Raw genomic sequence first — 26,213 nt, forward strand, 5'->3', positions numbered from 1 at the left:
TTCTTCGCTGATTGTGCCTGATTGTCCTGCCACTAAGCCCCGCTGAGGAGCACATCGAGCGCGAGCGCCGTGGTCAATCCGACACCCAGATCGCCCATGGCAGCCCGCAATGCGCGTGGTTCGACTCGTCCGGCGCGGATTGCTTTGCTGGCGGCAAAAGCGGCGCTTACGAGAATGGAGTTGTCGGCGCCTTCGAACACCTCTTCGGGCACGCTTGTGCCCGGAAGAAGATGCAGGGCCTGACGCACGTCCGCTTCGAGTTCGACGTTGCTGTATCCGCTGCTGGAAATGCCCGGAAATAATCCGGCAACTTCGTCAGTCGCCAGAACGTCGATGCCCGGATACCGCGCTAGATGCTCGTAGATGTGCTCCGGCGAAGCAACGGCCTTCAGCTGCACAGAGCCGATGATCTCGCCGTCCAACATGAATTCCACATCCGATCCCGGGTGGTTCGTGGCTTCCGGCAGCTGCGCCAAGACGAGGTCCCCGTCGGCGTTCTCCGCGGCTGCGAAAAGTAGCTCATGGTAGATGCCTTTGACGTTGGAGATCACGCCGCGCAATTGGTCCACATCGAGACCGGCCAGATATGTCGCCAAATCTGCATCACTCGCATCGCGAAGGCTACTCTTGGACCGGCGTAGCGCATCCAGAACGAGAGCCTCGTCTGCGCTCCATGCTCGGTCCGGATCATTCATAAGGCGCTGGAGCGTGACCGCCAATACGACAGCTGCACTGCGACGGCCTACGCTTTCGCCCATATCATGGCGATGCGGTCGAGACGCCGGACGGCGCGCGTCAAACGACGTCGCGGCCAGTAAGCCAAAGAACCATTTCGTGCCGCGCATCTGTTCTCTCCATCGATCCTGGGAACGTTAATGTAGTTTTCGTTGAGAGCTGCGATGAGCGGAGCAAGCCCAGTCTGAGCGAAAATGCGCATTTCAACGGGGAGGAGCGGGGACGCCTTTGCCTTCATGATACGCACCGGTGCTGCGAGACAAAGGGCAGCATACAGTGCAGCTTGCTCTTGTGATCCGAGGTCCGCGGTTGTCCTGCGGCGCCCGAAAATCCGCCGCCGCACCAAGAGCGCAATCGGGATGCCAGCGGCGAGCGCGCCGCCTGTGACCATCACGCTGCCCGCAGCCACGCCCATGCCGACGCTGGAGCCGACCCAGTAAAGCGTTGCCGTCGTGGCTGCGGCACCGGAGAGGGTGGCGATTGCAGTGCCGGTGCTTGCAGCACCGAAGGCGGCGATACCGCTGAATGTTCCAGCGACCACGCCGGCGGCGACAATCTTTGATGTTGCGACGCCGACGATTGTGAACGCAGTGCGGTTCGATTCTTGGAGGATGCCGCCTACCACGGCCGTGAGGGCTCCGTCGAGCGTTTCAAGATCCTTGGTAGCCGCACGTGCGCGTCTCAAGCGTGGGTTGAAAGCGCGGCGAGCCATATCAACTATCAAAGATCCACCTCATTTTCAGCATGGTTGCCGATCTTCTCACGCACCAACCAACTGGTCAGCGCCCCGAGCGCGTCCATACTTAAACTCTCTAAAGCGAGAGTGTCTTTCTCGATGGTATGCCCCACTTCGTCACCGTGAATCACGTCAAGATCATCGTGTCCAGCCATTGTCAGTCCGATCAACGTGAAGCTGTTTTTAACAGTATGAAATCAATTTGAGTTTTTAAACAATTCAAACCTGTATTGACATCGCGGCCAGGCGATTGGCCTATAAGCAAAAGTCAGGATGCTTAGCGTGGACAATTTTAGATATATTCGAATGGCTGGCAATGATCAGGGCTGGAGGCGCCCTCATAGCGGTCGAAAAGGTGGCGACGATTATCTTGGAAAGCAAGGGCTTGGGCACGAGGACTGGAACTTTGCTCATGATATTTGGGAGGATGGCCGCTACCACCTCTACCTTAAGGCGACACCTGCGAACTTTGATAAGAGCTCATTTAATTTTGTTCTTGGGGCGCATGCGAGTCCATTTCCAATGATTATCGGATTTGTCGAAAATGCAACGTATGGACTTTCCGAGTTGCCGGAACAGCTTCTGCTCAGACGTGCTCAAGAGGTTTTCGCGCTAAATGAAGACGATAGTCTCGGATCGGCTTATGGGCAACGGAGCGTCGAAGAAATTGCAACTCTTCTGAAGCAGGAGGCGAGCGGGTATCGCGTTTCGGTCGCGCCACGAAACCTGCATATTCTGGCGCAGCCTGTTCCTATGCCGTTGGCAATTTATGAAGTTTCCCATCCAGGTTACCGTCCACTCCCCATGACGGAAAAGCAGTATGGTTTACTCAAGGGAAGAGTGCTGAAAAGCGATACAATGGCCTCCGTGGATCAAGAGGAGGAAGCAAGCTTTCCCGAAGGGAGATTGGTTGAGAGACTTCACAGGTTTCGAGAACGTAATCGAAAGGTTGTTGAGGAGGCAAAAAGGTTATTTATTGAAACGAATGGGGTGCTTTTTTGTGAGGCCTGCTCTTTAGAACCGGAAAAGCACTTTGGCTCATCCAAGATGCGCAACCGGATCATCGAGGCACATCATGATGTGCCACTCTCTGATTACAAGCATGAAGGAAAGACTAAGGTCTCCGATCTAAGAATGGTCTGTCCTACATGTCACCGAGCCATTCACAGTGTAAGGCCTTGGCTCTCTGTCAAAGAGCTCGAATCACTCTTAAAGCCAAATAGCTGACCCGTGAGTTCGGTGCAGGATTATGCCAAATATTAATTTTGTTTTTATACCGGCTCTGTTGCGTAATTCAGCCTACGAACGGATCTCCCCTTTCCCCAGACGGATTTATCCCACTGCTTTCGTGAAAAGGATGCCGAGGGCGGTGTAACCGTTCAGGATCGCAAAGCGCACCTGAACCTCAGCGACTTGGCGGTCAAAGTCGCGCGCCATCAGCCGCTGGCCCAGCAGCTTTATACAATGCATCTTTGTCTCGACGCGGCTCCGGCGGTGGTATCTGCTCCAGTTCCGCCAGAGTGCCCGGCCCAGATACTTCGATGCGCGGAGCGCATCATTCCTAGCGATGGCACCGGGGGTTGTTGGCTTCCATGGCTAAGCGCCTCGGACGTGGTGGGATGACCGCAGACGCTCCACGATCGGCGATGGCGTTCTGACATCGGCGCGTGTCGTATGCGCCATCCGCAGTCACGCTGCCGATCTGCTGATTGCGCGGAATCTTGTTTAGTAGATAGGGCAGCATCGGTGCATCCCCGGTGTTGCTGCCCGTGATCTTAACTGCTCTGACTTCCAACGTTTGCTCGTCGATACCGATTTGGATCTCGCTCCAGACGCGTTGCTTGGGGCCACCGTGCTTGCGCGCATTCCATTCGCCTTCACCCTCGACCTTGATGCCGGTGTTATCGATAAGCGGGTGCAGCGGGCCCTTCGCGCCACGACATGGAATGTTCACCCCAAGCGTCCTTTGACGGCGGAAGATGGTGCTGAAGTCAGCCACTTCCCAATTGAGACCCGTCAGCTGAAGCAGGCTTTCTACAAATTCCGTCGTCTGACGTAGGGCCATCCTGAACAGGCCCTGCGCGCTGCCCGTTCAGGGCTGAAACATGCCACTGGCATGTTTCCGGGACGCCCTTCCACCCTTCATCGTCAAAAATGTCGGGATGGCAGCGTCACTGAATGTCCGCGACCTGGCCCTCTTGCCGGAGGGTTCGGCATCCCAGTTCATCTCGGGATCGAACCAGATCGTCAGTAATCCGCGGCGCTTCAGTTCCGCATTGTAATCAGCCCAGTTCGTCGCCTTATAGGTAGGTTATGTCGGGTTGCTCATGCGGGCCAGCTACCACACTGGATTCACGACATAAATCCAGGCTGGATTGGTGCAGCAAAGCCGACGTTGATGTCCATTACATTGATCCCAGAGACAGAGGGAAAACTCTCCAGCTCGTGCAGTTTCTTTGAGTTGTAGGTGAAGGCACGAAATTTCTTGCCATATTCTTGCTTAAAATGCTCAGTGGTGATTTTCAGGGATAGAAGATTGTAAAAGTGAGCTTTGCAAAAAGTTTTAGCCCAGGCACTGAAACGGGACAATAATAAGTGGCTGTTGATGGTGCAATTTTACAACCTCAGATTGATGGCTGCCGAAGTGTTCTTGACCAAGCCAGTCCGTGATGCAAGCTTGCGAAGAGTCAACAACTCGACGTAATTTCAATGTATAGAATTGGTTTATAATTGATTATTTCTGAAACGATTAACTATTTAATTATGCAAAGGCCTGAATGAGAACTCTTGGCTCAAGCAAGTCCCATGGTATCATTTCTCCCGAACAATTAGCTGAGATTGAGGCCAGACTGCATGCTGCATGGACTGGCCAAGGGTCAACTCCATTTATCGTTGATATCCAACCCGGCCAAGATCTTCTCGACGAAGCAGCATGCATTGCACGCGCCTTACCTCGTTGGCGCCTTTTTACAATCGCCCCGACTCTCGCTGTTTGGGCCGTGCTGCGAGCGCTGACGCTAAGCTACGGCACGGCAACGCACGACGTTTACATACACATTAACAACTTCGTTGGCAGAAGCTGTGATGATCCAGACCGGGATGATCTTAAAAGTCGCTTCAGGCGCGCAGCCCGCGATCTCGGACTTCCGGTTTCAGGCAATGATCCGACGAACCTGTTTTTCGCCCCGCTCGGGCCAGCCCATGCCCAACACGACGACCTTGCCCGAGCTTTTGTCGCGGCGTCCCTTCACGTCGGTCCACCCGCCATTGAAGATACTGCCACGGCGCGCCTCTGGCAGCGTCGGGCAGTGATCGAACGATGCCCAAGCCTTACACGGCTACGGACGACGGTGTTCTTCGACACCTCCGCGCACCTTGCGCGTCGCTTCGAGGCCTGGCGCAAAAATGCTGATCCGATCGGAGACACAGAGTCTCACCTCTTCAAGGCTTACGATGGCGCCGCCAAACGCGTGGGCCGCACCAAGGCCGATCTTGTGGGACCTCCTCGGCTCTTCTGGGCCGGCGACCGGATCGGCCTTGAGATCGAGCAATCCCAGCAAGCGCAATCTCTTCGACTTGGTGCCTTTCCCACCAAGCTCACCAGTGGAGATCGACTGCGCATCGCTCCACCCTGGGGTCTTGAATTAAGCTGGAGCGCCGGCGCAATCATTCAGAAGATTGCCTTTGGCCCAGCCGCCGGAGAAGCTCTAATTTTCGACGCCGATAGCGGCGCACTCTTAACGCGCATTTCGGCGGACCAGCAGGAATTGGAAGTCGCGGCGGAAAGGCTTGTCGTCCTTTCCGCCCACAAATTCTCCAGCCCATCTTTTGGGGAGGCTATTCCCGCACAGGACCCGAACTTCTGGGTTGCTTGGGTGCGTGCAGAAGAAACGCTTTCTTTCGTCGGACGGCGGGACCTTTCGCTCGCAAGACCGCGAGAAGATGCTCTCTGGATAGATGGCTCAGTTCTTGGGCGCGACGGCAGTCACGCCCTCTATGCTTGCGACGGAATTTTGCGGCTGAAGGCCGATCCTGACGTCGGCGGCTGCGAACGCATCATTCGGATGCGTATTGGAAATGAGGTCCGATATCACAGCCTTCTCCTTGATGCCGAGGGGCAGGCCATGGTGCCCTTCTCTGATTTGCGTCTCGACGCACATTCAGATCCATCAGAGGTCAATTTCGAGGTTCTCACGCCGGGTGCGGCAGGAGATCTGGGGGCCCGCGCCGCGCTCTCGACACAATGCTGGATTTGGCCAGGCACGAAGTCCTCTACGGATGACCTTGCAGACATACCGATACCCGGCAACTTCAGCGCGGCCCGCAGCGCCGGGCTTCGCGTTCTCGACGGACTACTCTCCGTCGATCCTCATGCCGACCAGGAAGCCGCCATTCTCGGCCTTGCAGGCAGGAAGCGGGTCCACGAATTCCAACTTGTCGCGCGAGGCGAAAAGCTCTGGCATTATTGTATTGCTACAAATCAGCGGGTATTCGTCCCGCGCGGAAATTCTCTTCTTTTCGGGCATGATAATCGTCACGACACGCTCCTCCTGAGATCTCCCGACCGGGATGCTTCACTTCTCGTCCTTGGGCGTGAGATTCGCCGTCCGTTCTTCCAGCGCCACACGATAGAAATTGGTGCGGGTCAGCTCGAACATCCGGAGGGTGGCGACGATCGTATTGCCCTTAAGCGAGCAGACGGACGCGTTGATATCCTTGCCCGAATTCATCGCGCGTCAGACCCATCGGAACTTGAGCTGATTGAGAAGTCGGATGAAGTCAGCATTAAATTCAAACCATCCACTCCCTGTCGGGCCTTGGTGGTGCGCATCGAGCCCCTGACAAGTCCCGCACTCGAAAGCGAGCATACCTTCGACCACTCGGTGCCTGACCTCCCGCCCCTTGAATTAATCCAAGCCAGCCTCAACTCGGAGAGCGGCAAAATACATGTCCATATTCGCCAATTAAATCTCTCCGCTCCTTCGCGGGCAACATTCTTCTTACGCGACGCGGCTGGATCTCTTCACCAGCTCCGCGATATCCGCAACGCACCGATCGCAATCGGCCTCGCAGGACCGGTGGCAGCCCCATCACTCCAAACCCTCCTCGCCCTCGCACGTTTTCTCTCCGAGCCCGAGGCCGAATGTCTCGGTGGCCAACTCGGTCGATCTCTTGCCCCGATTTACGAGACCACTCTCGATCATGTCGGCGCTTCACGGATGCTGGGGTCGGTAAAGTCCCTGCTTAATGTGGTGCGCCCGGACGGGCAGCCGCCGCGACATGACATCGTTGCGAGCGCTCCATGGATTCTCGAGGCCCAACCGCTTGCATTTGCGGGCCTTCAGACCGAGACGGGGCTGGCCCCGCTCGGAAAAATATACTCGATACCCTCGCCCTCACCGGCCCCTGACTTAGGAAGCGATACGCCACTTTCGAGTTGGCTGGATCGCGTAAGTGCGGATTCAAGCATCCCAACCGAACTTCAGGTCGACAAACTTCAACATGGCTTTCGGGCCTTGCGCTACCGGCTAAAGGAGACCGATCTGCACGATATCGCAGGCAGCGGCACTTTGTCCGGCGCAGTGCGATTGATTTGCGGAGCGCATGTCGAGGGGCTTGAACAGATCCGCTCCTTCGATATCAATGGCGGCGGAGATCCCCTTCCTGCTCGGATCGCGATCCAGATAGAGCGCCACGCGCGCAGCTGCGCGGACGCGCAAGCCACTTCATTCGTGGACGACATTGTTTTTCGCACCGGACTTCCACGAAGAGAGGTCGGTCAGTCTCTCACTCTAATGCTTCGCGCGGGGGTGGAGATCTTCGCCTATTTTCGGGCCCTCTGGGGCCATGCCAGCAAGAACGGACCTTCCTCTTTATGACGATCCTCAATCCCAACTCTTTCCGTGAACAGCTGAATGCAGTCTTGGCCCGCTTCGTGGCGACCTCATCGCCAATCAACGAGATCCGGGCACCCCGACTGGCCGAACAACTAAGGCAGAGCATCGGCCGTCTTAATTTCGTCAAGGGGCCGTTTGTGGAGACCCTGCCGGACTTCGAAAAGGGTAAATCACTCAAAGGGCTCCAGGATGAAGGGGTTCTTATGCCAGAATGGCGCAACCTCGCTTCGGCCGCGCCATCCATTTGGTCTCGCCCGCTGCATGGCCACCAGGAGGCGGCGATACGGAGGCAGGAAAACTATCTGGTCGCAACCGGAACGGGTTCCGGCAAGACCGAAAGCTTCCTCTTTCCTCTCATCAACGACATCCTCTCCCAAGGCGAACTTGAGCGACCGGGCGTGCGTGCCATTCTGGTCTATCCTCTCAACGCCCTGGCAAACGACCAGCTGAGCCGGATCGCTCAGCTTCTTTTCAGGGATCTCGGAGATCCTGGCATCACGCTTGGCCGTTACACTGGTCAGGTGAAGTCTCGCGCGACACGCGAAGAAGAGATGACGCGCCTCCGCTCTACACCAAGCTTTCTCGACACCTTCGGCGAAGACGCCGACGTCCCGGGCAACTGGCTGCTCTCGCGTGAGGAAATGCGAACAGCTCCTCCGCACATCCTAATTACGAACTACGCCATGCTCGAGCACATCCTCCTGCTCCCGACCAACCGCCGCCTCCTCGGTGGAGCAGACCTGCGCTGGATCGTCCTCGATGAAATCCACACTTATGCTGGCGCGCAGGCAATCGAGGTGTCCTTCCTGCTAAGGAGGCTGAAAGCGCATCTCGGCATTCCTGATAATCAGGTGCGCTGCGTCGGAACATCGGCTTCGCTCGATCCAGGCCGTAAGGATGAACTCGCGGATTTTGCATCCCGCCTCTTCGGTGAGCCTTTCGACGGAGAGCGTGCCGTCATTACGTCCAAACGAAAGGCCCATCCAAGCCTTTCCCGCTCCTCGGTGCCGAGCGGCCTTTCGGCTGCCAGTTGGGCCGCGGCACGAACCCTTGCCGAGACCGCCCGGGAAGCGGTGCAGAACGACACCCCGATGACGATCGAAGACTGGAATTTCGAGGCGGATCTTCTCGGTCTCAGCGATCTCCATCTCGAAGATGGTCCGTCGTTGGGCGATGCGCTAATTAAGCGCATGGCCGCTTTCGAAGAAATTCATCACATCGCCCAGCGCCTTGATGGCGGGTCGATCGCGATAGAGGCGCTTGCGTCAGAGATCTTTCCCGATGACTGCGATAATGCCGTGCCGGCACTCGTCGGCCTTATCTCCGTGGGTGTTCTTGCGGTAAGCGCCAACGCGGCCGTCTTCCCTCTCCTCCCAGCGCGGTATCACCTGATCTCGCGCGCACCCGAGCGCACGGGCATCACCCTCATGTCGAACGCAGAAGATAATCTCGGCACCGTTGTGATCGGTGCAGAACGCGATGAGGACGACCGACCTGTCTACGAGCTCTATGTCTGCCGGAACTGCGGTGAGCCATACATTGAGGCTTGGGATAACGGCGCACTCCTCGATCCGACAAAGGGCTCCGGCGAGAGGCACATGCTGCGTCTCGTCCCGGGTGGTTTGGCAATTGAGGAAGATGATGATGCCGATCCTTCCCATCCAGGCCAGATAATCTTCGTCGATCCCTCCACGGGAAGGCCGATGGAAGCGGATGATGCCGGTGCGGTCGCCCTTGAGGACGTCGCCTTGCAGGAAGACCCCGATGACGGCAGTCGCTACATGCGCCGCTGTGCCGCCTGCAACCACCGCTCTGCACGCTTCAATGAACCTGTCACGACCGTTCGTCCGGGCGACGAGGCCATCGCCGCTGTCGCCGCCCAAGCTCTCCTCGAAGCCATGCCGACCCGAGACCTGGGCACCAATCCACCGATGGGTGGCCGCAACCTCCTGGTTTTTTCTGACAACCGACAGGATGCGGCCTTCTTTGCCCCATTCTTCGAGCGCACCTCGCGTGAACAGGCAATCCGCAGCGCGATACTTCGTGCCGTTGATACCGGTGGCCGTATGGACATCGACAACCTCGTTGGGGCCGTTCTGCGCGAGCTTCAGGCTGACGGTCTGCGCCTCCACCGCCCGGGTGTTGTTCCTGAACGGGAGACGGGATCAAACGAGTTGCTTCGCCTGAAAGCCCTGATTGCCGCCGAGATCACAGTGTTTGGCCGCGGTCGCCTCAGTCTCGAGGGCTTCGGCCTGATCGGTATCGACTACGAGCTCATCAATCGCCCGATCGAGATGGTCAGGCGCGCCATGCCAGACGCCCTTAAGCCCCATGCTGAGGCATTCGTGCGATACCTGCTCAAGGTCATTCGCGAGCATCGCGCAATTGCCCAGAAGGAATCCGGCATGATCGACCTCACCGACGAGTCGATCTGGACCCGCATCGCAGCGCAGCTAAACCGCTGCGTTAGTCGCGAGCGAAATCCTCACACCAGCCTTCCTCTCAACCTCATCCCTGCGGGCGGACGTCCCAACCGGTTCACGGATCTGATGACGCGGATGTCCGCAGCCTGCGGGACGACCATCGACGACAACGAGATGCGGGACGTGCTTACACAATTCTGGAAAGCGATCGAGCACCCGAAGTCGATGACGTCGAAGCACGGCGTGGGGCGCGGCCTGAAGCTCGACCGGTCACTCTTCATCGTGCCCGGCAAAGACATATCGCTATATCAATGTCTGTCTTGCGGTGCCCGCACCCAGTTCGACACCGCCGGGGTTTGTCAGGCGATGCGGTGCGACGGTGCTCTACGGAAAATTACACCAGCCGAGCGCAGCGATCTTTCGAACCGCAATCACTATGTCGCCCGCTACCTTGAACGTCCTCAGATGGGAATCGCCCGCGAACATACGGCCGCAATAGCTGGAGAGATCCGGTCGAACATAGAAGAGGAGTTCAAGGTCGGTGAGGTCAACATTCTTTCCTGCACGACGACCATGGAAATGGGTGTCGATCTGGGCGACCTCGAGGCGGTGCTGTGCAAGAACGTGCCACCCTCTATCTCCAATTACCAGCAGCGCGCCGGTCGCGCTGGCCGACGTGCGCAGGTCGCACCGATCGTTCTCACGACCGCACGGTCCGGCCGCTACGATCGCGCCGTTTTCGAGAATTTTTCTGAATATCTTGCGGCACAACCGATCATCCCCTACCTCAGCCTCGATAATGCCGGCTTCTTTCAACGCCACCAAGTCTCCATGGTGCTCGCTCGATTCCTCGATCATCGATTGGCGGGCTACGCTCGCCCCGGCTCGCCCAGGATGCGTGATATCTTCGCCGAAGCCCTGACGGATGAGACCCGGGCGGCCTTCAATGAAGATTTCACTGACTGGCTTGGGCGCGCCGGGCCCAGCCTTGCCGAGGCAGCCGCACTTTCGAAACGGCTTCCTCCCGCGCTTGCATGCATCGCGCTTGACCAAGACGGCCTCGAGGCCGTTATGCGGAACCGCATCATGCACTTCGCGGACATGGCTTGGGGTCGCTTTGGCCTAATGCAGGAAGCCATCGACAATCTGGAGACTGAACGGGGGGAGATTGAGAAAACGGACGCTCAAAGGTTCATAAAGATAGACCGGTCCCTGGGCGCGCTGCGCACTCAACAACGGCTCTACATGAACCAATTTTTGATCGACCAACTCTCGCGCCGCGCCGTCATCCCAACATACGCCTTTCCGGTTCACTCGGTCTCTCTGGAGGTCCTCAACTCCGCAGGTCAGACCTCTGACACGGCCGTTCTCGAACTGGATCGGGATGGCTCGATCGGCATCTCGGAATACGCACCCGGCGCTGAAATCGTCGCCGGCGGGCGCGTATGGGTGAGTGAGGGTATTTCCAAACGATCTAAGTTCACCGGAGACGACGCCTACATCGAACGCGCACGATATCGTGTCTGCTCCGCTTGTCGCTCACCGCAGCTTACTCCTCAGGGCATGGACCCCGAAGAAGAATGCCAGCAATGCGGGGCAACCTTCCAGAAGGTGAACGCGACACGCGCTTTCATTCGTCCACATGGCTTTGTAACCTCTGTCGCTGACGGCCAGGGACGTGATCCTGGAGCAACTCGCATTCGCCCGACGGTGTCCGACGAAGCCCTCCTTCTTACGGAGGCTCCGCGTTCGAAATACATCGCCACCGACCTACCGGGCATCCTAACTTTCCATGCGCCAGGCTCAAACCGCCCGGAGCACGAGCTCGGTCGCATTATCACCGTGAACCGCGGCCGGCATGGGGGTGGCTTTGCTTGGTGCAATAGCTGTGAACATGCGGTTCCAACACATGGTTGCGGTCCAGATCATGCATGGCAACAACAGGTCTTTCTGCAAACCCACTTGAATCCCCGCAGCGGGCAACCTTGTCGATTCGACGTCTCCAAGCCGAGCTGGCCGATCGACCTCGCACACGTATTCGAGACCGATGTCCGAGGCTTGCTCTTCGAAGGCCTACCGCGCACGCCATCAGGCGACGCGATCGTGCCCGACGGCTCGCTGGATCGCACACTCCAGGAGGCGCTTCGTCTCGGGGCGGCGGAACTTCTGGAGACGGACCCGCGCGACCTGCGGGCACTCGTGCAGAAACTCGACGGATTGCTTGTTGTCGTCATCTACGACTCCGTCTCCGGCGGTGCGGGCTATGCGACGCGCCTTACGAACGAGGATGGATACCTTGCCCGCGATCTATTGCTGGCGGCACGAAAGATACTCAACTGCCCAAACCGCGACTGCATCACCAGCTGCACACGCTGCCTCAACGACTATTCCAATCAGCGCAACTGGCATGACTTTAACCGCCGCCCCGCCCAGGCCTGGATCGAGACGATCCTGATGGACGCAGGCGTGAAGATCGATCCCCAATGGGACCTCTGAGTAGCACCGAAAGACTAACATGACGGCAATGATTGACACCCCCTCCAGAACAAATTTGAGACATGCCCTACGATGAACGATCTTCTTAACTCTACCTTTAGTCAGCAGAGCCCTGAGATGTCGAAGACGCACCCGGCGTGCATGGCAATGACCAGTTGGACTCTCGAAGACTGGACGCCGCCTGGAGCTTTCGAGCGCTTCCCCCTGCTTGAGATATGCCCTGATGCACCCACCTACTTTGCACAGGCCGGTCATTTCACGGCCCGCGATTTGCGGACCATCGTCACCATGCTCAACCTTGATACCGATCATCGGGATGCCGAAAAGATCTACCGGTTTATTCTCGAGCGTAGTGAGAAGGCACCTTGGATTTTTCCGGTCCTCGAAGCCAGCGTGGCCGATAAGCGCACCACGAACGGAGGGTCTAAGTCCAGGCGCAAGAAGAAAGCTCCCCTCGTTCTCAGCAAGATGCCCCTGATGAAGCTTCGCCTTCGACAGAACACGCATTTGCACGACCGCACCGCTGAGCTTCTCTCCCAAACCGTCCAGGCAGATGTAGCCGTCGGTGCCTTCTGCGAATACGCCATTGCCTTCTACCATCAGCGGATTGAGGAAACCGATCCCAATCAGGTATTTCTCGAAGCTAAGGCAATCCTCACCTATGCAAGTTCCGATGAAGCACTTGCTGGCGAACTCGGCGACCTCAAAAAAGTAAACGACTGGGAGGGTCACGCCGGCCTTATCCTCGATCTCGCGAGAGATTACCCCGAGGCCGCCTCAGACAAGCTTCACGTGCATTCCCTCGAGACGCTTCGGCGTCTCGCTCAAGAAATTACTCTGACGACCGAAAAGCACATCTTTCAGCAGATTTCCGCCCTTGCCTACATTTGCTCGCAGCAAGTGGAGCTGTTGAGCGTTCCACGCCGCGACGCTGTTCTTCTTCAGGTTTCTAAACTTGGCCTAAAGCACTCGCCTGATCAGATCGATGACGACATGATCGCAACATTGTCGCTGGCCCTTGACGAAGGTCTTGCAAGCCGCATGCGCACTCAGGCTGTCGAGATCGCTGAACTCGAGGAAAGCGTCATCGAGTTTAAAGAGAAGATCCAAGCTGCGGGGCAGGATGAGGATTATTCCTTGCTTGCCGAGCTTGCCCAAAAGGCCAACTCCGGTAAGGAGGCGCTGAGTGCCGCGCGTGCTGCACGCAGCGACCTGGTAAGCTGCCTTGAAGGGCTTCTGTCCGGAGAGATCCAAGATCATTACGTCTCCCTCGACAGGATTCTCCGACATATCGCTGACGTTGCCGATGAACAGGAAGATCCGGCAGATGCCAGCGTTGTTCTGACGGCGGGCCTCTTCGATGTGGCCAGCAAAGTTAGTGCAACCGCAGACGCTGAAGACGAATGCGAGGAGCTCGACAGCGGGGAGGCTGTCGAACCCGCCGCCTCCGACCTGCCCGGGATTTCCGCCGAGCAATCCTACGCAGACGAGGCTGCCGATTATTCCGTCGTCTATCCTCTCGTTGAAAGCGACACTGAGACCTCTGCCGCTATTAACACAGATTTTGTTGACCATTCTCGGGCCGCCAATGCGGAGACCAACGACAACTTTGAGTCGGACCTCATCGCGGAACATATTGCGATCCTGGAGACGGATAGCGACGAGATCCTTCTTTGCCTCGACGACGAAGCGCCCCGTAGTGATGAGCTTGTTGTCGGCGATGACGATGATGCAGATCCAGAAACTAACATCGGCATTCAAGCTGCCTCGGCTCCGCAAGTCGATCAACCGTTGATTGACACAGCTCCAACGGTCGATCCCGAGGTTCTCGCAGATCTGATCGACCGCGATCTTCTTGGTGTAGCCGCGGATGCGGCTGAGAGCTTCGAGGCTCATGGGCGCGCATGGCCGATTGCCGCAGTGGTTCTCAAGGCTGCGGCCGGCAGTCGTGGGCCGCACCGCGAATACGATCTGGACACCCAGCGCTTCCTAACGCTTGCCAACAGGGCCACCGGCAATGCCTCTTCGGATCTGGGCTCTGTCCTTCTACTTGGGGCGCTAATCCGGCCGTCGATCCTCGAAAAATCGGCCGCCGGCCTTAGGAGCAGCCTGTCCGGCCTGTGCCGTGGCAGCCTTGGCCAGCACCTCCAGCAAGCCACTGATGCCATCACAAAACTCGACTACGATTTTCCGCCTGATGCCGATGAGCTGGCCCGGCTTGCCGGCACCCAGCGCGTGCCCCAAAAGCAAAGGATTGCCACGCAGCTCGGCCAGTGGGCCGACACGGTAGCTGCGAAGACATCTCGCTGGCCCTTTGCAACCGGAGTCTTGCACCATATCGCGTCGGAAGCCGGCCCTATTGGTGCCGCGCGCGCCGCGATCGATGCCGGCGGCGAAGATGCCCCTAAGCTGGCACGTCAGGCGATAGATGCCCTTTCGTCGAACTCCGCGATCGGAACTGTCTCTGTCGATTATGCGAGCGCCATGGGCAAGACCAGCACACAACTGCACCCCAAGGGTCTGGAATATCTCGAGCGGCAATTCGACGAACCTCTCGGACTGCTCGACAGCTGGCTACGCGCCGCAGCGCGGGAAGGCACCTATGGTCAGCAGTCGGAAGCCCGCCTGCGCACTACCATCGGAAATCTGACATCTCGCCTCGAGAAGGCCTATGCCGGCCTCGCGCAGGATGCCGAACTCTCATCAGACCCACTCACCAGCGCGGTCTCGCGCTGGATCGGCTCCCAGGTTAATGAAGCCCTAAAAGCGCTGCGTGGCGAAGATACCGGCTCCTTTGCAACACTCGAAGAAGCCCTCACCGCAGAGAGGGATCTCCTTCCTTCCGCTGTCCGCGACGCGATGGAAGCACCCGAGCAGCGCTTCGATGCATTCAGGGACATGCTTGTAACCGATGCACTGCGCGATCCCGCTGGTGCGCTCCTCAGGGCGCGCGATGAGGGTGCATTCGAGACGGCAATGCGGTTGGCCACGCGCTTCGGGATCGACGACCGCGAGGCCATCACCCGCGACATGATCGCTTTTGCGAAAACTTGGGAGGCGGAGATCACCTCCCGCTCCCGCAGACTTAAAACGCTGTCAAAGGTCGATTACAAGCATCAGGACGAAATCTCGCGCCGCCTGAGCTGGTGCGAAATCGCCCTTACCCGGCTCGCCGCCATCAAGGATCGCTCGGAGATCCACGATCTCGCGGACCTTCCTGCCGCCACGGCGGAGCTCGATACCATTTCGAGCGTGATCGAAGACAAGATCCGTGAGGATCAGGTTGAGCGGATTGGCCAGTATCGCAACGAGCGTAATGCTGAGGAGGCGGACGCGCTTCTGGTAGGCCTCAAGGGCGTCACCGTCGAGGCCACTGAGGACAGGATCGCCCAACTCCGCGATGGCAGGTCTGCGGCAACTTTCCAAACCGAGCTTGGGGGCATAATATCTGACTTCGTCCCGGACTTTCTTGCCTACGCCACCACGGTCGGATGGCCACACACTGACGATGCCTATCAGGAGGCTGTCCTCTCCGAAGGCCCACTCTATATCGAAGAGGATCGGCGCGCCGTTGGCCTCGCGTTCATCAAGCTTTACCGGGCCATTGCCGCGTCGGCCGAAACTCGCCAGCCCGACGTGCCGAAAATCCGCGCGCTCTTCGAGGACATCGGCTACGACAGCGTGAAGATCCACAACTTCCAGCCGCTGGGGCGGACCGGTGTCTGGCAGGGCCGCATCACCGGCGCAATCAGGTCCGTGCTGACCGATGACTGGTTCCTGCCGCCAATCTTTGGTTCCCAGGCCAATGCCGGCACCCGTTTCCTGCTGGTAGGGCCTGACGCACTCCCCGAGAACATCGTGAAGGCCCTGTCATCGGATACGCCCTCGATCATCCTCTGCGCCGGCATCGTCGACGCCGCTCGGCGCCATGAGCTTGCCGAACGCCTTCGTGCAAACGCGATCCCGGCGCTTTTAATCGACGAGGCACTCATCGCCTTTACCGCCACGCGTAGGCAGACCCGGGCCCGCACGGTGTTCGAATGTGGACTGCCCTACGGTCGCATCGAACCCTACACGACCGATGCAGGACAGTTGCCGCCCGAGATGTTCTTTGGTCGCGGCGAGGAGATCCGACTAATCATGTCCAAGACGGCCGACGGCTGCCTCGTCTATGGTGGCCGTCAGCTCGGGAAATCCGCGCTGCTGGGACATATTGCCCGCATCCAGCACGCTCCCGAGCATAACCGCATCGTCATCAATCGCGAAGTTCGCTCGCTGGGCAACTCCGAGACCACCTCCGAAATTTGGGCACATCTTGCCTCGATGTTGTCGCCTGACGTCGTAAAAGCCGGTAGCCGCACGGCCGAAGACGTCTCCCGCGATATCCGTGCCTGGCTTATGCATAAGCCGCAGGGGCGGATCGTGGCGATGTTTGATGAAGCGGACAACTTTATGGACGCCGACACCAAGGACGACTATCCCGAGCTCGCCCGTCTCAAGAAGCTGATGGAGGACACTGGCCGCGCCTTCAAGGTTGTCTTTGCGGGTTTGCACAACGTTCAGCGGATGCATCGCCAGCCGAACTCGCCGCTCGCTCACCTTGGGCAGCCGATCTGCATTGGCCCGTTGAACCGGACCGAAGACGACAAGCGTGCCGCGCACGATCTCGTCGTCACACCGATGCGTTCCGCCGGGTTCCGATTTGAGACCCCCGAGGCCGTCGAGGAAATCCTTGCCTGGGCAAACTACTACCCCTCGCTGGTGCAAGAATACATGAAGGGCCTGCTTTCTACCCTCCATGGAACAGGAACCGGTAAGACCTATAAATTGGACGGCGACGGCCCCCTCTGGCCGATCTCGAGCGAGACATTATTCTCTCATCGCGGGTTCGGTCATATCGAAAGCCGCATCCGCTACAAGTTCCACCTGACGCTCGGGCTTGATCCGCGCTATGCACTGGTCGCCTACACGCTGGGGCGCCTCAACGTCGAAGGACAGGAAGACAAAGCCCGCGTCACCGGCTTCGAGCCGCGCGAGCTGCTCGACGAGGCACGTATCTTCTGGCCAAGAAGCTCCGAGTCACCTTCCCTCGCAGCCTTCGAAGCCCTGCTCGAGGAACTTTTCGACCTCGGCGTCCTCGGTCGCGTGCCGATTCCGCATACCAAGCGCTATCGCTACCTGCTGGGCTCACGACAGGTAGCCACGATGCTGGGCTCTGAAGCTGATATCTACCATGCCCTGAGCGAGATCGAGGAAAAGGACCCTGCGGTTGCATATGATCGCGCAATCCATCGTCGCCGTTACACGACCGGCGTAGTGTCCGATCAGTCCGAATGGCATTACTGTCCGCTCACGGACCTCCAGATCGAGCGGATCGTCCAGCCTGAAGACGCGCCGGTCCAGATTGTCTGCGGACTTGAGGCCTTGGGTATTTCAAAGGTCGGATCTTCCCTCAAGCGGATAGCCAGTTCGGGGCACCTTCCGGGTGCACCCGACCAAGGAATCTCGGTCGAGATCGTCCGGAATACCCGTGAGTTGCGGGCACAGGTGGACCGCAAGGTCGGCAGCGGCCTGACCTCAATCGTCGTATTTACTCCGGAAACTCCCAAAGAAGCACATGACTCCATCGTTTGGCTCGAGCGCCAGCCGCGCGTTCTTGGCAAACAAATCCGCCCGCTGATCCTTCTGGATGCCGCCGAAACCGAAATGCGCGATGTAGCCACCCGCCGTCGCGAACAGAGCCAGTTCTTGTCGGCATGGGGCGCGGAAATGGTGCGGGTTCATCTCCATCATATCGAAAAAGTTGAACTCGACACCCGGCCATTGCGCGAGGCAATCCTGTCATCTACGGGCGGCATACCCTCCGAAACCATCAATCTGATAGCCGCCATGCGCATTGCAGCCGCCCCGATGGAGGAAGCGCGCGGCTGGAAGGCGACCCTGAGAGTGCCAGCCGGACTCCTCAAAGGTGCCTTGGGGAAGGCGCTGGTCCTGCTCGACATGGCAGACAACGAGGACTACCAAGCGTTAAATGAGCTTGTGCTCGAGTATAGCGGGTCAGATCTCACGGATCTCGGACCCGATTTCGTCGCAACCGGTCTCGTGAGCATATGGCAACCGAAATCCGGACGTATCAGGCGCTCTGCGCTGGGCGATCTTCTGAGCATCCAGATTCAGAGCTGATGCTCCACTTCAGGAAAATCTGCGTCTCTTATATGCTAAAGAATTTCTGTAGAAAAAGTTACCGTCAGAGTTGAAATACGCCCATGCCTGTCGACCATTTGAGAATTTGTGTCCCCGCACAAGCAAGCTATTTATTCGAAGTGAGCAACCGATTAAAGTGGACGCCTCATAAAGGACGGACACATTACGGCCCCTGCTGAGAACAAGCCCGACTGTTCGATCATGTCAAAGCGCGGTCCTGCGGCTCGGAAGTTTGCCGGTATTCGGCTGCACCTCCGTCTCGCTTCCACGAATGCCACTTTGTGGTGAAGGATTGTAGCGAACGTTATTGTCCGCGGGCGCGGCGGTGTCGACTGACGCTTGCGCAGTTCGAAGTGAATTTGGGAATGAGTAAGTCTTCGACAAGTCGACATGCAGCTGATAGCCACGAGACCGCATCCCGGTGTGCACCGTAACGATCTGATCTATGCACGCGGAATGGGCATTGCTGGCATCAGGTCCAGTAGACGTGCTAATTCTAAGGTTGAAGTGGGTGCCAGAGGGCGGTAGTTAAGCTTTCCCGCCCAGTTGGTATCCACTCGAACTGGCTGTTCAGGAAACTCCAAGTTCCGACCCGTTCGTCCCCGTTATTTCTGCAAGTGCAGCGCGAATGTCCTCGCGCACGGCAGGATTTCGAAGTTCCGTAAGAAGACGTTCGACAGGGCCGTCATCACGCCGCACTTGCTCGAGTTCGGCCTGTGCCGACTTCAAGTTTTTGGAAATATCTGCGATTTGTGTGGCCGCTGCTTCCCTCACCTGTTCCAATTCCCGGTTCGCGTCCTCTTGTGCCATAAGTGCGGCTTCAAGCTCGGCAATTCGCCAGTTCGCATTTCGCTTGTCCTTCCGAAGTTCCTCGCACTCCGTGTCTGCGGCGATCATACAAGCCGCATTCTGGCGGGCAACAATTAGGAGTAACTCACGTCCTGCGATTGCCACCGCTTCTTCCACTGACGCGACGATAGATCCGGAAAGCCCCGCCAAGAGCGTTTTGCGCTCTTTCTCAATGAACTCCGCGTGCATAGCATCAACCAGTTTTGCAAGGCTTTCCTGACGGATTGTATCGCTCACGCCGTGTTTTTTGCACAACTGCTCTTTTACGAGATCTGCGTCGATTTCAGTAAGTGGAATTCCCGCCTCGAGGCTTCGCGCTATTATTTCGTGGACGAGTTCGGGGGAATAGCTTTTTGGTCGGCCTGTCCCATTGGTCTTTACTGTCTTCTGCGCCATATCTATTTGTCTTTCAGTTTGCCAAACCGAGTTTGACAAACTCGACTTAGTGTTGCGTCTGACAGGAAGATTGGTCGTTTCGTGATACCGAGAATAATTTTATCAGATTACGTAAGGTCAAGCCTGCGAGTGGCGGTCAGAACTCCTGCTGTCACGAAACCAAATCTTTAGTGTAGAGACCGCCGGGTCATTCTTTGAGCGATGAAAGTGGCTCCACTCGGCTTGCTCGCGCCGGCAGATCCCTATTCGATTGGGATTGATAAACCTCTCGCCAAGAGTTCGGCTCTATGACTTTCGAGACGCTGACTCCGACCGCAACGCATAGGACGGCCACTTTAGCGCCCATGAGTTGCTATGCGCCATTCTGTGTCGGCGTAATCGTGCTCTGTGATCGGACCTGAATTGTCGACCATGGTCTCAGTGCAAGTATTTGAACGATGGCCGTTGTTCCAACCTATTACAGAATATGATGCCATGCAGCCGCCACCAGTGCCAAAGGCCCCGCCTTCTCCCTGCTCAATCCCGGGGGCAAATCGCCGAACCAGAACTTGAAGAACCGATATCTTAGAATTTTTTGATATCTTCATCTTCCAGCATTTCTCACATTTCAACGTAAATATTATCTATATATATCATATCTTTAGAAGGTAATATTTGCCGAAATTGCGGGCTTCCCCAAAAAAATGTGGGAAGATCCGACGCACTTTCTAAAAGTTTCGACGGCTATGTCGTTACTGCCGACAAAAGTGCGGAGCGAGCCGACATTTTTGTGCCGATGGAACTGAACCCATCTTCTGACTTCACGCAATTGAAGGAGGCACATTATGCCACTCGACAATGGCAAGGTCATGGTCCCATGGCCTCTTGCTGAACAAATTCTCGCCGCTGGTTTTAATGCGCCAACGTTGCGCCTCGTATTCTCGATGCTTCATCAGCTTGATCTTAGAGGGGTAGGTGGCCCAGATAGTCAGGAGGTCTGTCCTGTCATCTGGGCAAGCTGTGCGGATCTGAGGGAACGCATCGGTCCGCACGGTGGTAAAAGTGCGCGAGAGATCCGCGATGCGGCCGAAGCTTTCGTTGCGACCGGCCTAGTTGAGAAAATTGCCTTATTAGACAAATCCAAAAACCTTCAATGGCAGTTCAGTCCGTGGATCTGGGACGCTATGCGCATGCGAGATCTGAGTGACTATGTTCTCATTGATCTGAACGCGCTTGGTAGTTTCCGCTCGACGTTTCGCATCCAAATTTATCTCGTTGCGCAAAAGTGCCGAGGGTCTAATGCACCACAGTTTTATGTTGCTTACGACTTCCGTAAATCGGAAGAAGCGAACGTCCGGCTTCTTATCTCCGCGCTGAAGGCAGTCGCGGAAGTGTTGAACTTGGTCTGCTACACTGCCCTTGAACTATGCTTGGATAAGCCGGAGCCGGATCGCTTTAAGGTCAAGTTAGTTCATCCCAAAACAAAGTGGCGCAAGCACAGCTACATGAAATTCAAACGCGCCAAAGCGATATGGCGCGTTGGTAAACATGACTACAATCGTTTCGATCCGAGGACCGTTCGTGATAAGCGCGCTGATCTTGTAAAGATTGACGACTTAGGGCTCGACCAACAGGTGATTGCCCCGGCGTAGTCCTGTTTTACCGCAAACGACTGCGTCCACGCCGTCAGACTGACAATTCATACGAGCGGGGCGGGTAGATTGCCCCGTTTTGGATGACCGCCGGATTTTCCTATTTCCCCTCTGCAATCAACGGAGGAAATCATGTCCGCACCAAAATACTACTCGACGAAGAAGCTGGGAAAAATTTTCGAACGAGACCCGCACACAATCCGCGACTGGATCAACAAAGGCTGTCCGACCCCAGACGGTTTAGTGAAATTGCAGGCCGCAAAACTGGGAAGATCGTGGCAGGTGAAAGACGAATGGCTCGCGGTCTTCGAGCTTCGAGTCCGGCCTCAGATTGGAAGGCCGGATCTCGAGCTCGAGTGAGCCGGTCGCCGTTCAGGAGACAGTCAATGACCCTCGTCGAAGCTCTGAAACAATATCTCGAAATCAGCGGGGAATCGAAACGCGCGCTGTCACTCCGCTCTGGTCTCGGCGAGAGTGCGGTAAAAGACATTCTGCGCATTCCAGGCCTGAAACCTCGAGCTACGACGCTCGCGGCCCTAACACGCACCACGGGAACCGACCTCTTCGCGTGCTTTGAGCACCCGCCCGTCTACTGCTCTGATCTCCTTGCGCGCTTCGACGCAGAGGGCGAAAAACGCAAGGCGACAAGATTGCGGTGGTTGACCCGCGTCGCCAAGTGGGCTCCCGAAACCACCATCGTATGCCGCCGCGACGTCGTGGAATTCCTGAGAAACCACCAGGCCGCGGAGTTCAACCTGAAAGAGGGCAGCTACGCGACATATTCCTCCGAGGCGATCGACATTGTCAGCGCCGCGCAGCCGCGTCAGCGGAAGCGCAGTTCCTTGGACCTGACCGGGACGCACGCAGAGATTTTTGCGGCGATCTCAATAAAAGAATGCGGTCTTCGGGAATGGCAGGTTGGAGTGGCGGGGGCTTTCTTGTTGTTCCTGCATGACCGGCAGATAGAGGTCCCGGACGTCACGACTGATACGCTCGCCACCTACTATGCGGAGCGTCTGGAGACTTCGTCCAAGAGCGAGGAGAAGTGCCGACGACATGTCATTGAAGTTGCCAAGTTCCTGAAGGACGCAAGCAGGATAGACTTCTTGCAACCTTATAATTTTTGTCCCGTCGAGCATCCCTTCGAAAAGTATGCTGGCAAATACGGCGTAGCGGATGAAGTCGTCGCCGATGTTCTAATGCAATTCGATCACGATGTGGCACCTTGGGCACTCGGGGAAGTATCCCGGACAGGTCAGCCGCTTGCTGCATTCATTGAAGATCTCGATAAATGCGAAACATCGATTTCCGAAAGAAGGGCGCTGTTGAAGAAGCGGCGAGCGAAGAAGGCCGCGCTTCCTGGCCAGAAGCCGGTTGCGGACACACGTTCGGATGACGATGTGCTGGCACAAAACGGGTTCCTGACCGAAAAGGAGAAGTGGTCGGCGAGAACGCTGAAAAATCGGCGGGGCTATATCGCGTCATTGGCGAAAGCGACGGCCGCGACCTTGGATATCGTGCCTGAATCATTGGAGGAACTGCTCCACCCGGAGTTCCTGGAAGCCGCCGTCGACGCCATCAGGGATGCCAATATTGGCGAGTTTTCGAGCGGGTATTTGGGAAGCGTTCTGAAATGTGCGCTGAAAATCGCCAAGAGTTTTCAGTGTCGGTCGAAGAAAGATCTTAAGCGGATCAGGAAGCTGATCAAGATCCACGACCGCAAGCGCAGGGGCATCGCGCCGCGCAACAAGGCAAAACTCCGCGAATTTGATGATCAACGTATCCAACGCACGATCGATCTGGGTGACGTGATCATCGCCGACGTGAACGCTGAGATCGATCGGCGTCGGGTGGCCCATCGGAAAAAGCACGGCGTGCTGCTATCCCGCGTCGATGTCATCAACGCCGAGCTCGGGCGGAACATTATGGCAGCTATCGCACATGAAATTCTGCTCCGAAACGCGCCCCGCAGCGACAACCTGATCAAAGCTCGGCTGGACTGGATTAGTTGGCAGGGCGAAGTAGCGCGCATCATTGTTCCGGCTGTGCATGTCAAAATGCGCGGACCGGATGACGAAGACCTCACGCTATTTCTCAACGGGCGCCAAAGCACGCTGCTGAGGGGTTATCTCGATACCGTGCGGGCGAAATGCCTGGTTAGCGGCGACGAGCGAAATCCCTATCTCTTCCCCGGGCAAGTCCGGAAAGAGAAGGCGGGACAACCCTACAAGACCATTCTCAAACGGGTCACCCGCATTGTCAACGACAGGGTTGGCAGCAAGATTAATCCGCATCTCTACCGCCATCTGATTGGGTGGATATGGCTGAAGCAAAGTATCGACAACCTGCCGAAGGTCCAGAGAATGCTGGGCCACACGAGCCTCCAGACAACGATCGACTACTATGCCGAACTCGATACGAGCCTCGTCTTCGACTCTTGGAATGAACATCTTAACAACAAGTCCAGCACCGGTCAGGTCAGGGCCTTGTAGCGCCCTCGGGTCCGAAGCGCCTAAATAGGAGAAAAGCCATGAACCCCCATCTCGTCATGCTCGCCGCCATCCGGTCCGCCGAGCCTAGTCAAGCTGTTCCTGGGCTCAGCGAATTGTCCATACACCTAAAAGAGCGGATAGCGTCCGTCGGCGATACCGCGTTCCAGGAGTTCGCATATTTGCAACAGATGGCTGCTGAGACATGGGGGGCGGAGCGAACAAGCCATTTCGCCATTGTCCTGCGAAAGGCGCGTGTCGCGCCTAAAGCGACCAAGGTCAGTCGCTGGAAGAAGGTCGGCACCGCAATCGAACGCCTTCCGGCGGATTGGCGGCCCGCTCTGCGGTCAATTGCCGAGCGTTCCGAGGCAGGGGAGAGCACAAAAGGATTGCCGATCTGGAGCTCCGAGTATCTGGGTGCGGTGACGACGGCGCTCTGCCGATATGTCGATTTCGCGACACGGCATGCCGTAGCGCTGGTCCCGGCCGGGTCGGACCTGCATCAATACGCCGTTTGGCTGACCGATCCGGCCAACGAAGAGCACGGAGTCTCATTTAGGGCGGCGGGCGACTATGTGTCGAGAATTAAGGCGGGGCTAAGCATCATCGTGCCCTCGGCAGGCTCGCCTGCCCGGGATTTCGTGGTCCGCTACTGGCGCGAGAAAGGCAAGGCTAACGGGACGCCGACGAAGGTCGGAGAGCAACTTGTCGGGGCAGTCACAATCTACGACCTTGGCTTTTTGCTAATGGAGAATGCTCGAAACGCGAGGATGCGCGGTATCAGCGCAGCCACGACCTTTCGCAATGGCTTGATCCTTGCATTGGGTATCGCCTTGCCGCAGCGGGCGCGGGCGATATCGGCACTCGAGCTTGGCGCTACTATTTGGGTTGAGCAGCCGGATCGACTTCATGTCCGTATCCCGGCCCGGATGCTGAAAGTCCCAGAGGATCAAAAGAACGGCGATCCATTCGATATGGTTTGGCACAACCCACGCCTTGTGTCGGCGCTGGATGAATACCGCCGCTGCTTCAGGCCATTGTTTGACAGTGGCGCGTGTCTCTTTCCTTCTATCCATGCACCCGACCAGGCAATCAGTGAAAAGCGGATCGGCAAAGTGACGGGGGATATTACAGAGAGGAATCTCGGCATTCGCATTCCGATTCATCGATTTCGGGACAACGCCGGCACGGACGCCGCCGAGAATTTGGTCGGCGGCCGGCTCGCGACGGCTACGCTGCTGGGCCATACCGATATCGGCACTGGCGATCACTACGATCACTCTAAGGGCATAAATGCTTCCGCTGAGTTCGCGCAGTTCATCGACTGCCGGCGCTCCATTCCGACGGATTTAGTGCTGTGATCGACTGCCAAAATCACACCCGTCAACCGCCGGGAGCCGCCGCTATTTCCGCTATTTCCGTATCGAGTTAAAAACGGGGTGGCATCATCCGCATGGGGTGGCTTGCACCCGTTCTCAACTTCTTCCGTATACCGCCTTAACTTCCGCAGGTCGCCGCTGATATTACGAGGCAGTCTCAACTTCGAAAATTAGTATTAGGTTATCAAGGTCGACGAAATCGTTTCCAAACGCTTTTTGCAAAGCTGCTTTTCCGCAATCTGGAGGACAGGGAGGCTATAGACCGGACTGTGGTTAGGGGAGGCTTGGGAAGCAATTCGTGCTTTCGCGGCGCATTTTGTTCAGCTCTTCTCGGCGAGAGCTGAACAAAATGCGCCTCGGTAAAATAGATCCCAACTAAGCCTAACCCGCATTCACTCGCGATCGAAGGAAACGTCGATGGTGCGCGGAAAGCTACCATAAGCTAAAAAATGATTCTGAGGTCAGAACCGGATCGGAAATTCAAATGTCGCTACAAAATCGTGTTGATCCCTTTGGCCATTTTCATGCCGTCCCGGCGCGAGGGGATCTGATGGGTAATCGAGGTATACTCCATGACGATCATAAGCATGTTCAAAAGACGCACGCACATCAGAACTGGGTGACCTGCCCCCTCTGTCAGGGTTGTTGTCCGCTGCTCTACTTTTCTCTAATTTTCAGGTGGGCGGGATAGGACAATGACGTGGGATACTCACCAGAACGAAAATCGGCTGTTCTGAAGCGGATGCTGCCGCCGAATAACTTGGCCATTCGGCAGCTTTCGCAGGATGAAGGGATTTCCGAGGCTACACTGCACAAGTGGCGGGCTGATGCGCGCAGCAAGGGGCAGCTTCTGCCTGACGCTGACGCTGGCCCTGAGGGTTGGTCTTCGCGCGACAAGTTCGCGGCGGTGTTGGAAACGGCAGCACTGAACGAAACTGATTTGGCCGAATACTGCCGCAAGCGCGGACTCTATCCGAC

The 26,213-nt window shown here is 57.1% G+C and carries 13 protein-coding genes and 1 pseudogene; 9 read left to right on the top strand and 5 right to left on the bottom strand.

Annotation, left to right across the window (positions count from 1 at the left end):
- Window positions 1–32: 32 nt before the first annotated feature.
- The 3 genes from BM131_RS03995 to BM131_RS20210 are packed head-to-tail and all read right to left on the bottom strand — an operon-like array spanning window position 33 to window position 1,626.
- Window positions 33–845: a hypothetical protein gene (locus tag BM131_RS03995; protein ID WP_175499150.1), complete on the bottom strand. Its 813-nt coding sequence runs from the start codon at window positions 843–845 to the stop codon at window positions 33–35.
- A complete protein-coding gene (locus BM131_RS04000; protein WP_090185960.1) occupies window positions 743–1,459 on the bottom strand; it encodes a hypothetical protein in 717 nt (238 codons plus the stop codon). Before BM131_RS04000 ends, BM131_RS03995 begins: the two co-directional genes overlap by 103 nt.
- Window positions 1,456–1,626, bottom strand: coding sequence for a hypothetical protein (locus BM131_RS20210; RefSeq protein WP_175499152.1), 171 nt, complete (start codon window positions 1,624–1,626; stop codon window positions 1,456–1,458). The genes BM131_RS04000 and BM131_RS20210 overlap by 4 nt, the downstream gene beginning before the upstream one ends.
- A gap of 127 nt (window positions 1,627–1,753) precedes the next feature.
- Here BM131_RS20210 and BM131_RS04005 point away from each other — a divergent pair, with 127 nt between their 5' ends.
- Window positions 1,754–2,698, top strand: a complete 945-nt coding sequence (locus BM131_RS04005; protein ID WP_175499160.1) for an HNH endonuclease — start codon at window positions 1,754–1,756, stop codon at window positions 2,696–2,698.
- Window positions 2,699–2,803: 105 nt separating this feature from the next.
- On the opposite strand, the pseudogene BM131_RS04010 reads toward BM131_RS04005, so the two are convergent.
- Window positions 2,804–3,740: pseudogene (locus BM131_RS04010) on the bottom strand (IS5 family transposase).
- Between the two features lie 508 nt (window positions 3,741–4,248).
- Here BM131_RS04010 and BM131_RS04015 point away from each other — a divergent pair.
- The 3 genes from BM131_RS04015 to BM131_RS04025 all read left to right on the top strand — a co-directional run bounded on the left by BM131_RS04015 (window position 4,249) and on the right by BM131_RS04025 (window position 18,470).
- Window positions 4,249–7,350, top strand: a complete 3,102-nt coding sequence (locus tag BM131_RS04015) for a hypothetical protein (RefSeq protein ID WP_090185967.1) — start codon at window positions 4,249–4,251, stop codon at window positions 7,348–7,350.
- The gene (locus BM131_RS04020) at window positions 7,347–12,287 is read left to right on the top strand and encodes a DEAD/DEAH box helicase (RefSeq protein ID WP_090185970.1); all 4,941 of its coding nucleotides are present in this window, start codon (window positions 7,347–7,349) and stop codon (window positions 12,285–12,287) included. The genes BM131_RS04015 and BM131_RS04020 overlap by 4 nt, the downstream gene beginning before the upstream one ends.
- A gap of 72 nt (window positions 12,288–12,359) precedes the next feature.
- Window positions 12,360–18,470, top strand: coding sequence for a hypothetical protein (locus BM131_RS04025; protein ID WP_090185971.1), 6,111 nt, complete (start codon window positions 12,360–12,362; stop codon window positions 18,468–18,470).
- 591 nt (window positions 18,471–19,061) lie between these two features.
- Here BM131_RS04025 and BM131_RS04030 read toward each other — a convergent pair.
- On the bottom strand, window positions 19,062–19,736 hold the full coding sequence (locus BM131_RS04030) for a hypothetical protein (RefSeq protein WP_090185975.1): 675 nt from the start codon (window positions 19,734–19,736) through the stop codon (window positions 19,062–19,064).
- Between the two features lie 824 nt (window positions 19,737–20,560).
- Between BM131_RS04030 and BM131_RS04035 the strand changes: the two genes are divergently transcribed.
- The 5 genes from BM131_RS04035 to BM131_RS04060 all read left to right on the top strand — a co-directional run.
- Window positions 20,561–21,367: a hypothetical protein gene (locus tag BM131_RS04035; RefSeq protein ID WP_090185978.1), complete on the top strand. Its 807-nt coding sequence runs from the start codon at window positions 20,561–20,563 to the stop codon at window positions 21,365–21,367.
- Between the two features lie 132 nt (window positions 21,368–21,499).
- Window positions 21,500–21,727: a MerR family transcriptional regulator gene (locus BM131_RS04040; RefSeq protein ID WP_090185981.1), complete on the top strand. Its 228-nt coding sequence runs from the start codon at window positions 21,500–21,502 to the stop codon at window positions 21,725–21,727.
- A 26-nt stretch (window positions 21,728–21,753) separates the two neighbouring features.
- Window positions 21,754–23,859, top strand: a complete 2,106-nt coding sequence (locus BM131_RS04045; protein WP_090185984.1) for a tyrosine-type recombinase/integrase — start codon at window positions 21,754–21,756, stop codon at window positions 23,857–23,859.
- 38 nt (window positions 23,860–23,897) lie between these two features.
- Window positions 23,898–25,217: a site-specific integrase gene (locus BM131_RS04050; RefSeq protein ID WP_090185986.1), complete on the top strand. Its 1,320-nt coding sequence runs from the start codon at window positions 23,898–23,900 to the stop codon at window positions 25,215–25,217.
- 718 nt (window positions 25,218–25,935) lie between these two features.
- On the top strand, window positions 25,936–26,213 hold a 278-nt coding region (locus BM131_RS04060), incomplete at its 3' end, for a transposase (protein WP_217646839.1).

Origin of the sequence: Loktanella salsilacus, assembly GCF_900114485.1 — a bacterium.
In the GTDB taxonomy this organism is placed as follows: domain Bacteria; phylum Pseudomonadota; class Alphaproteobacteria; order Rhodobacterales; family Rhodobacteraceae; genus Loktanella; species Loktanella salsilacus.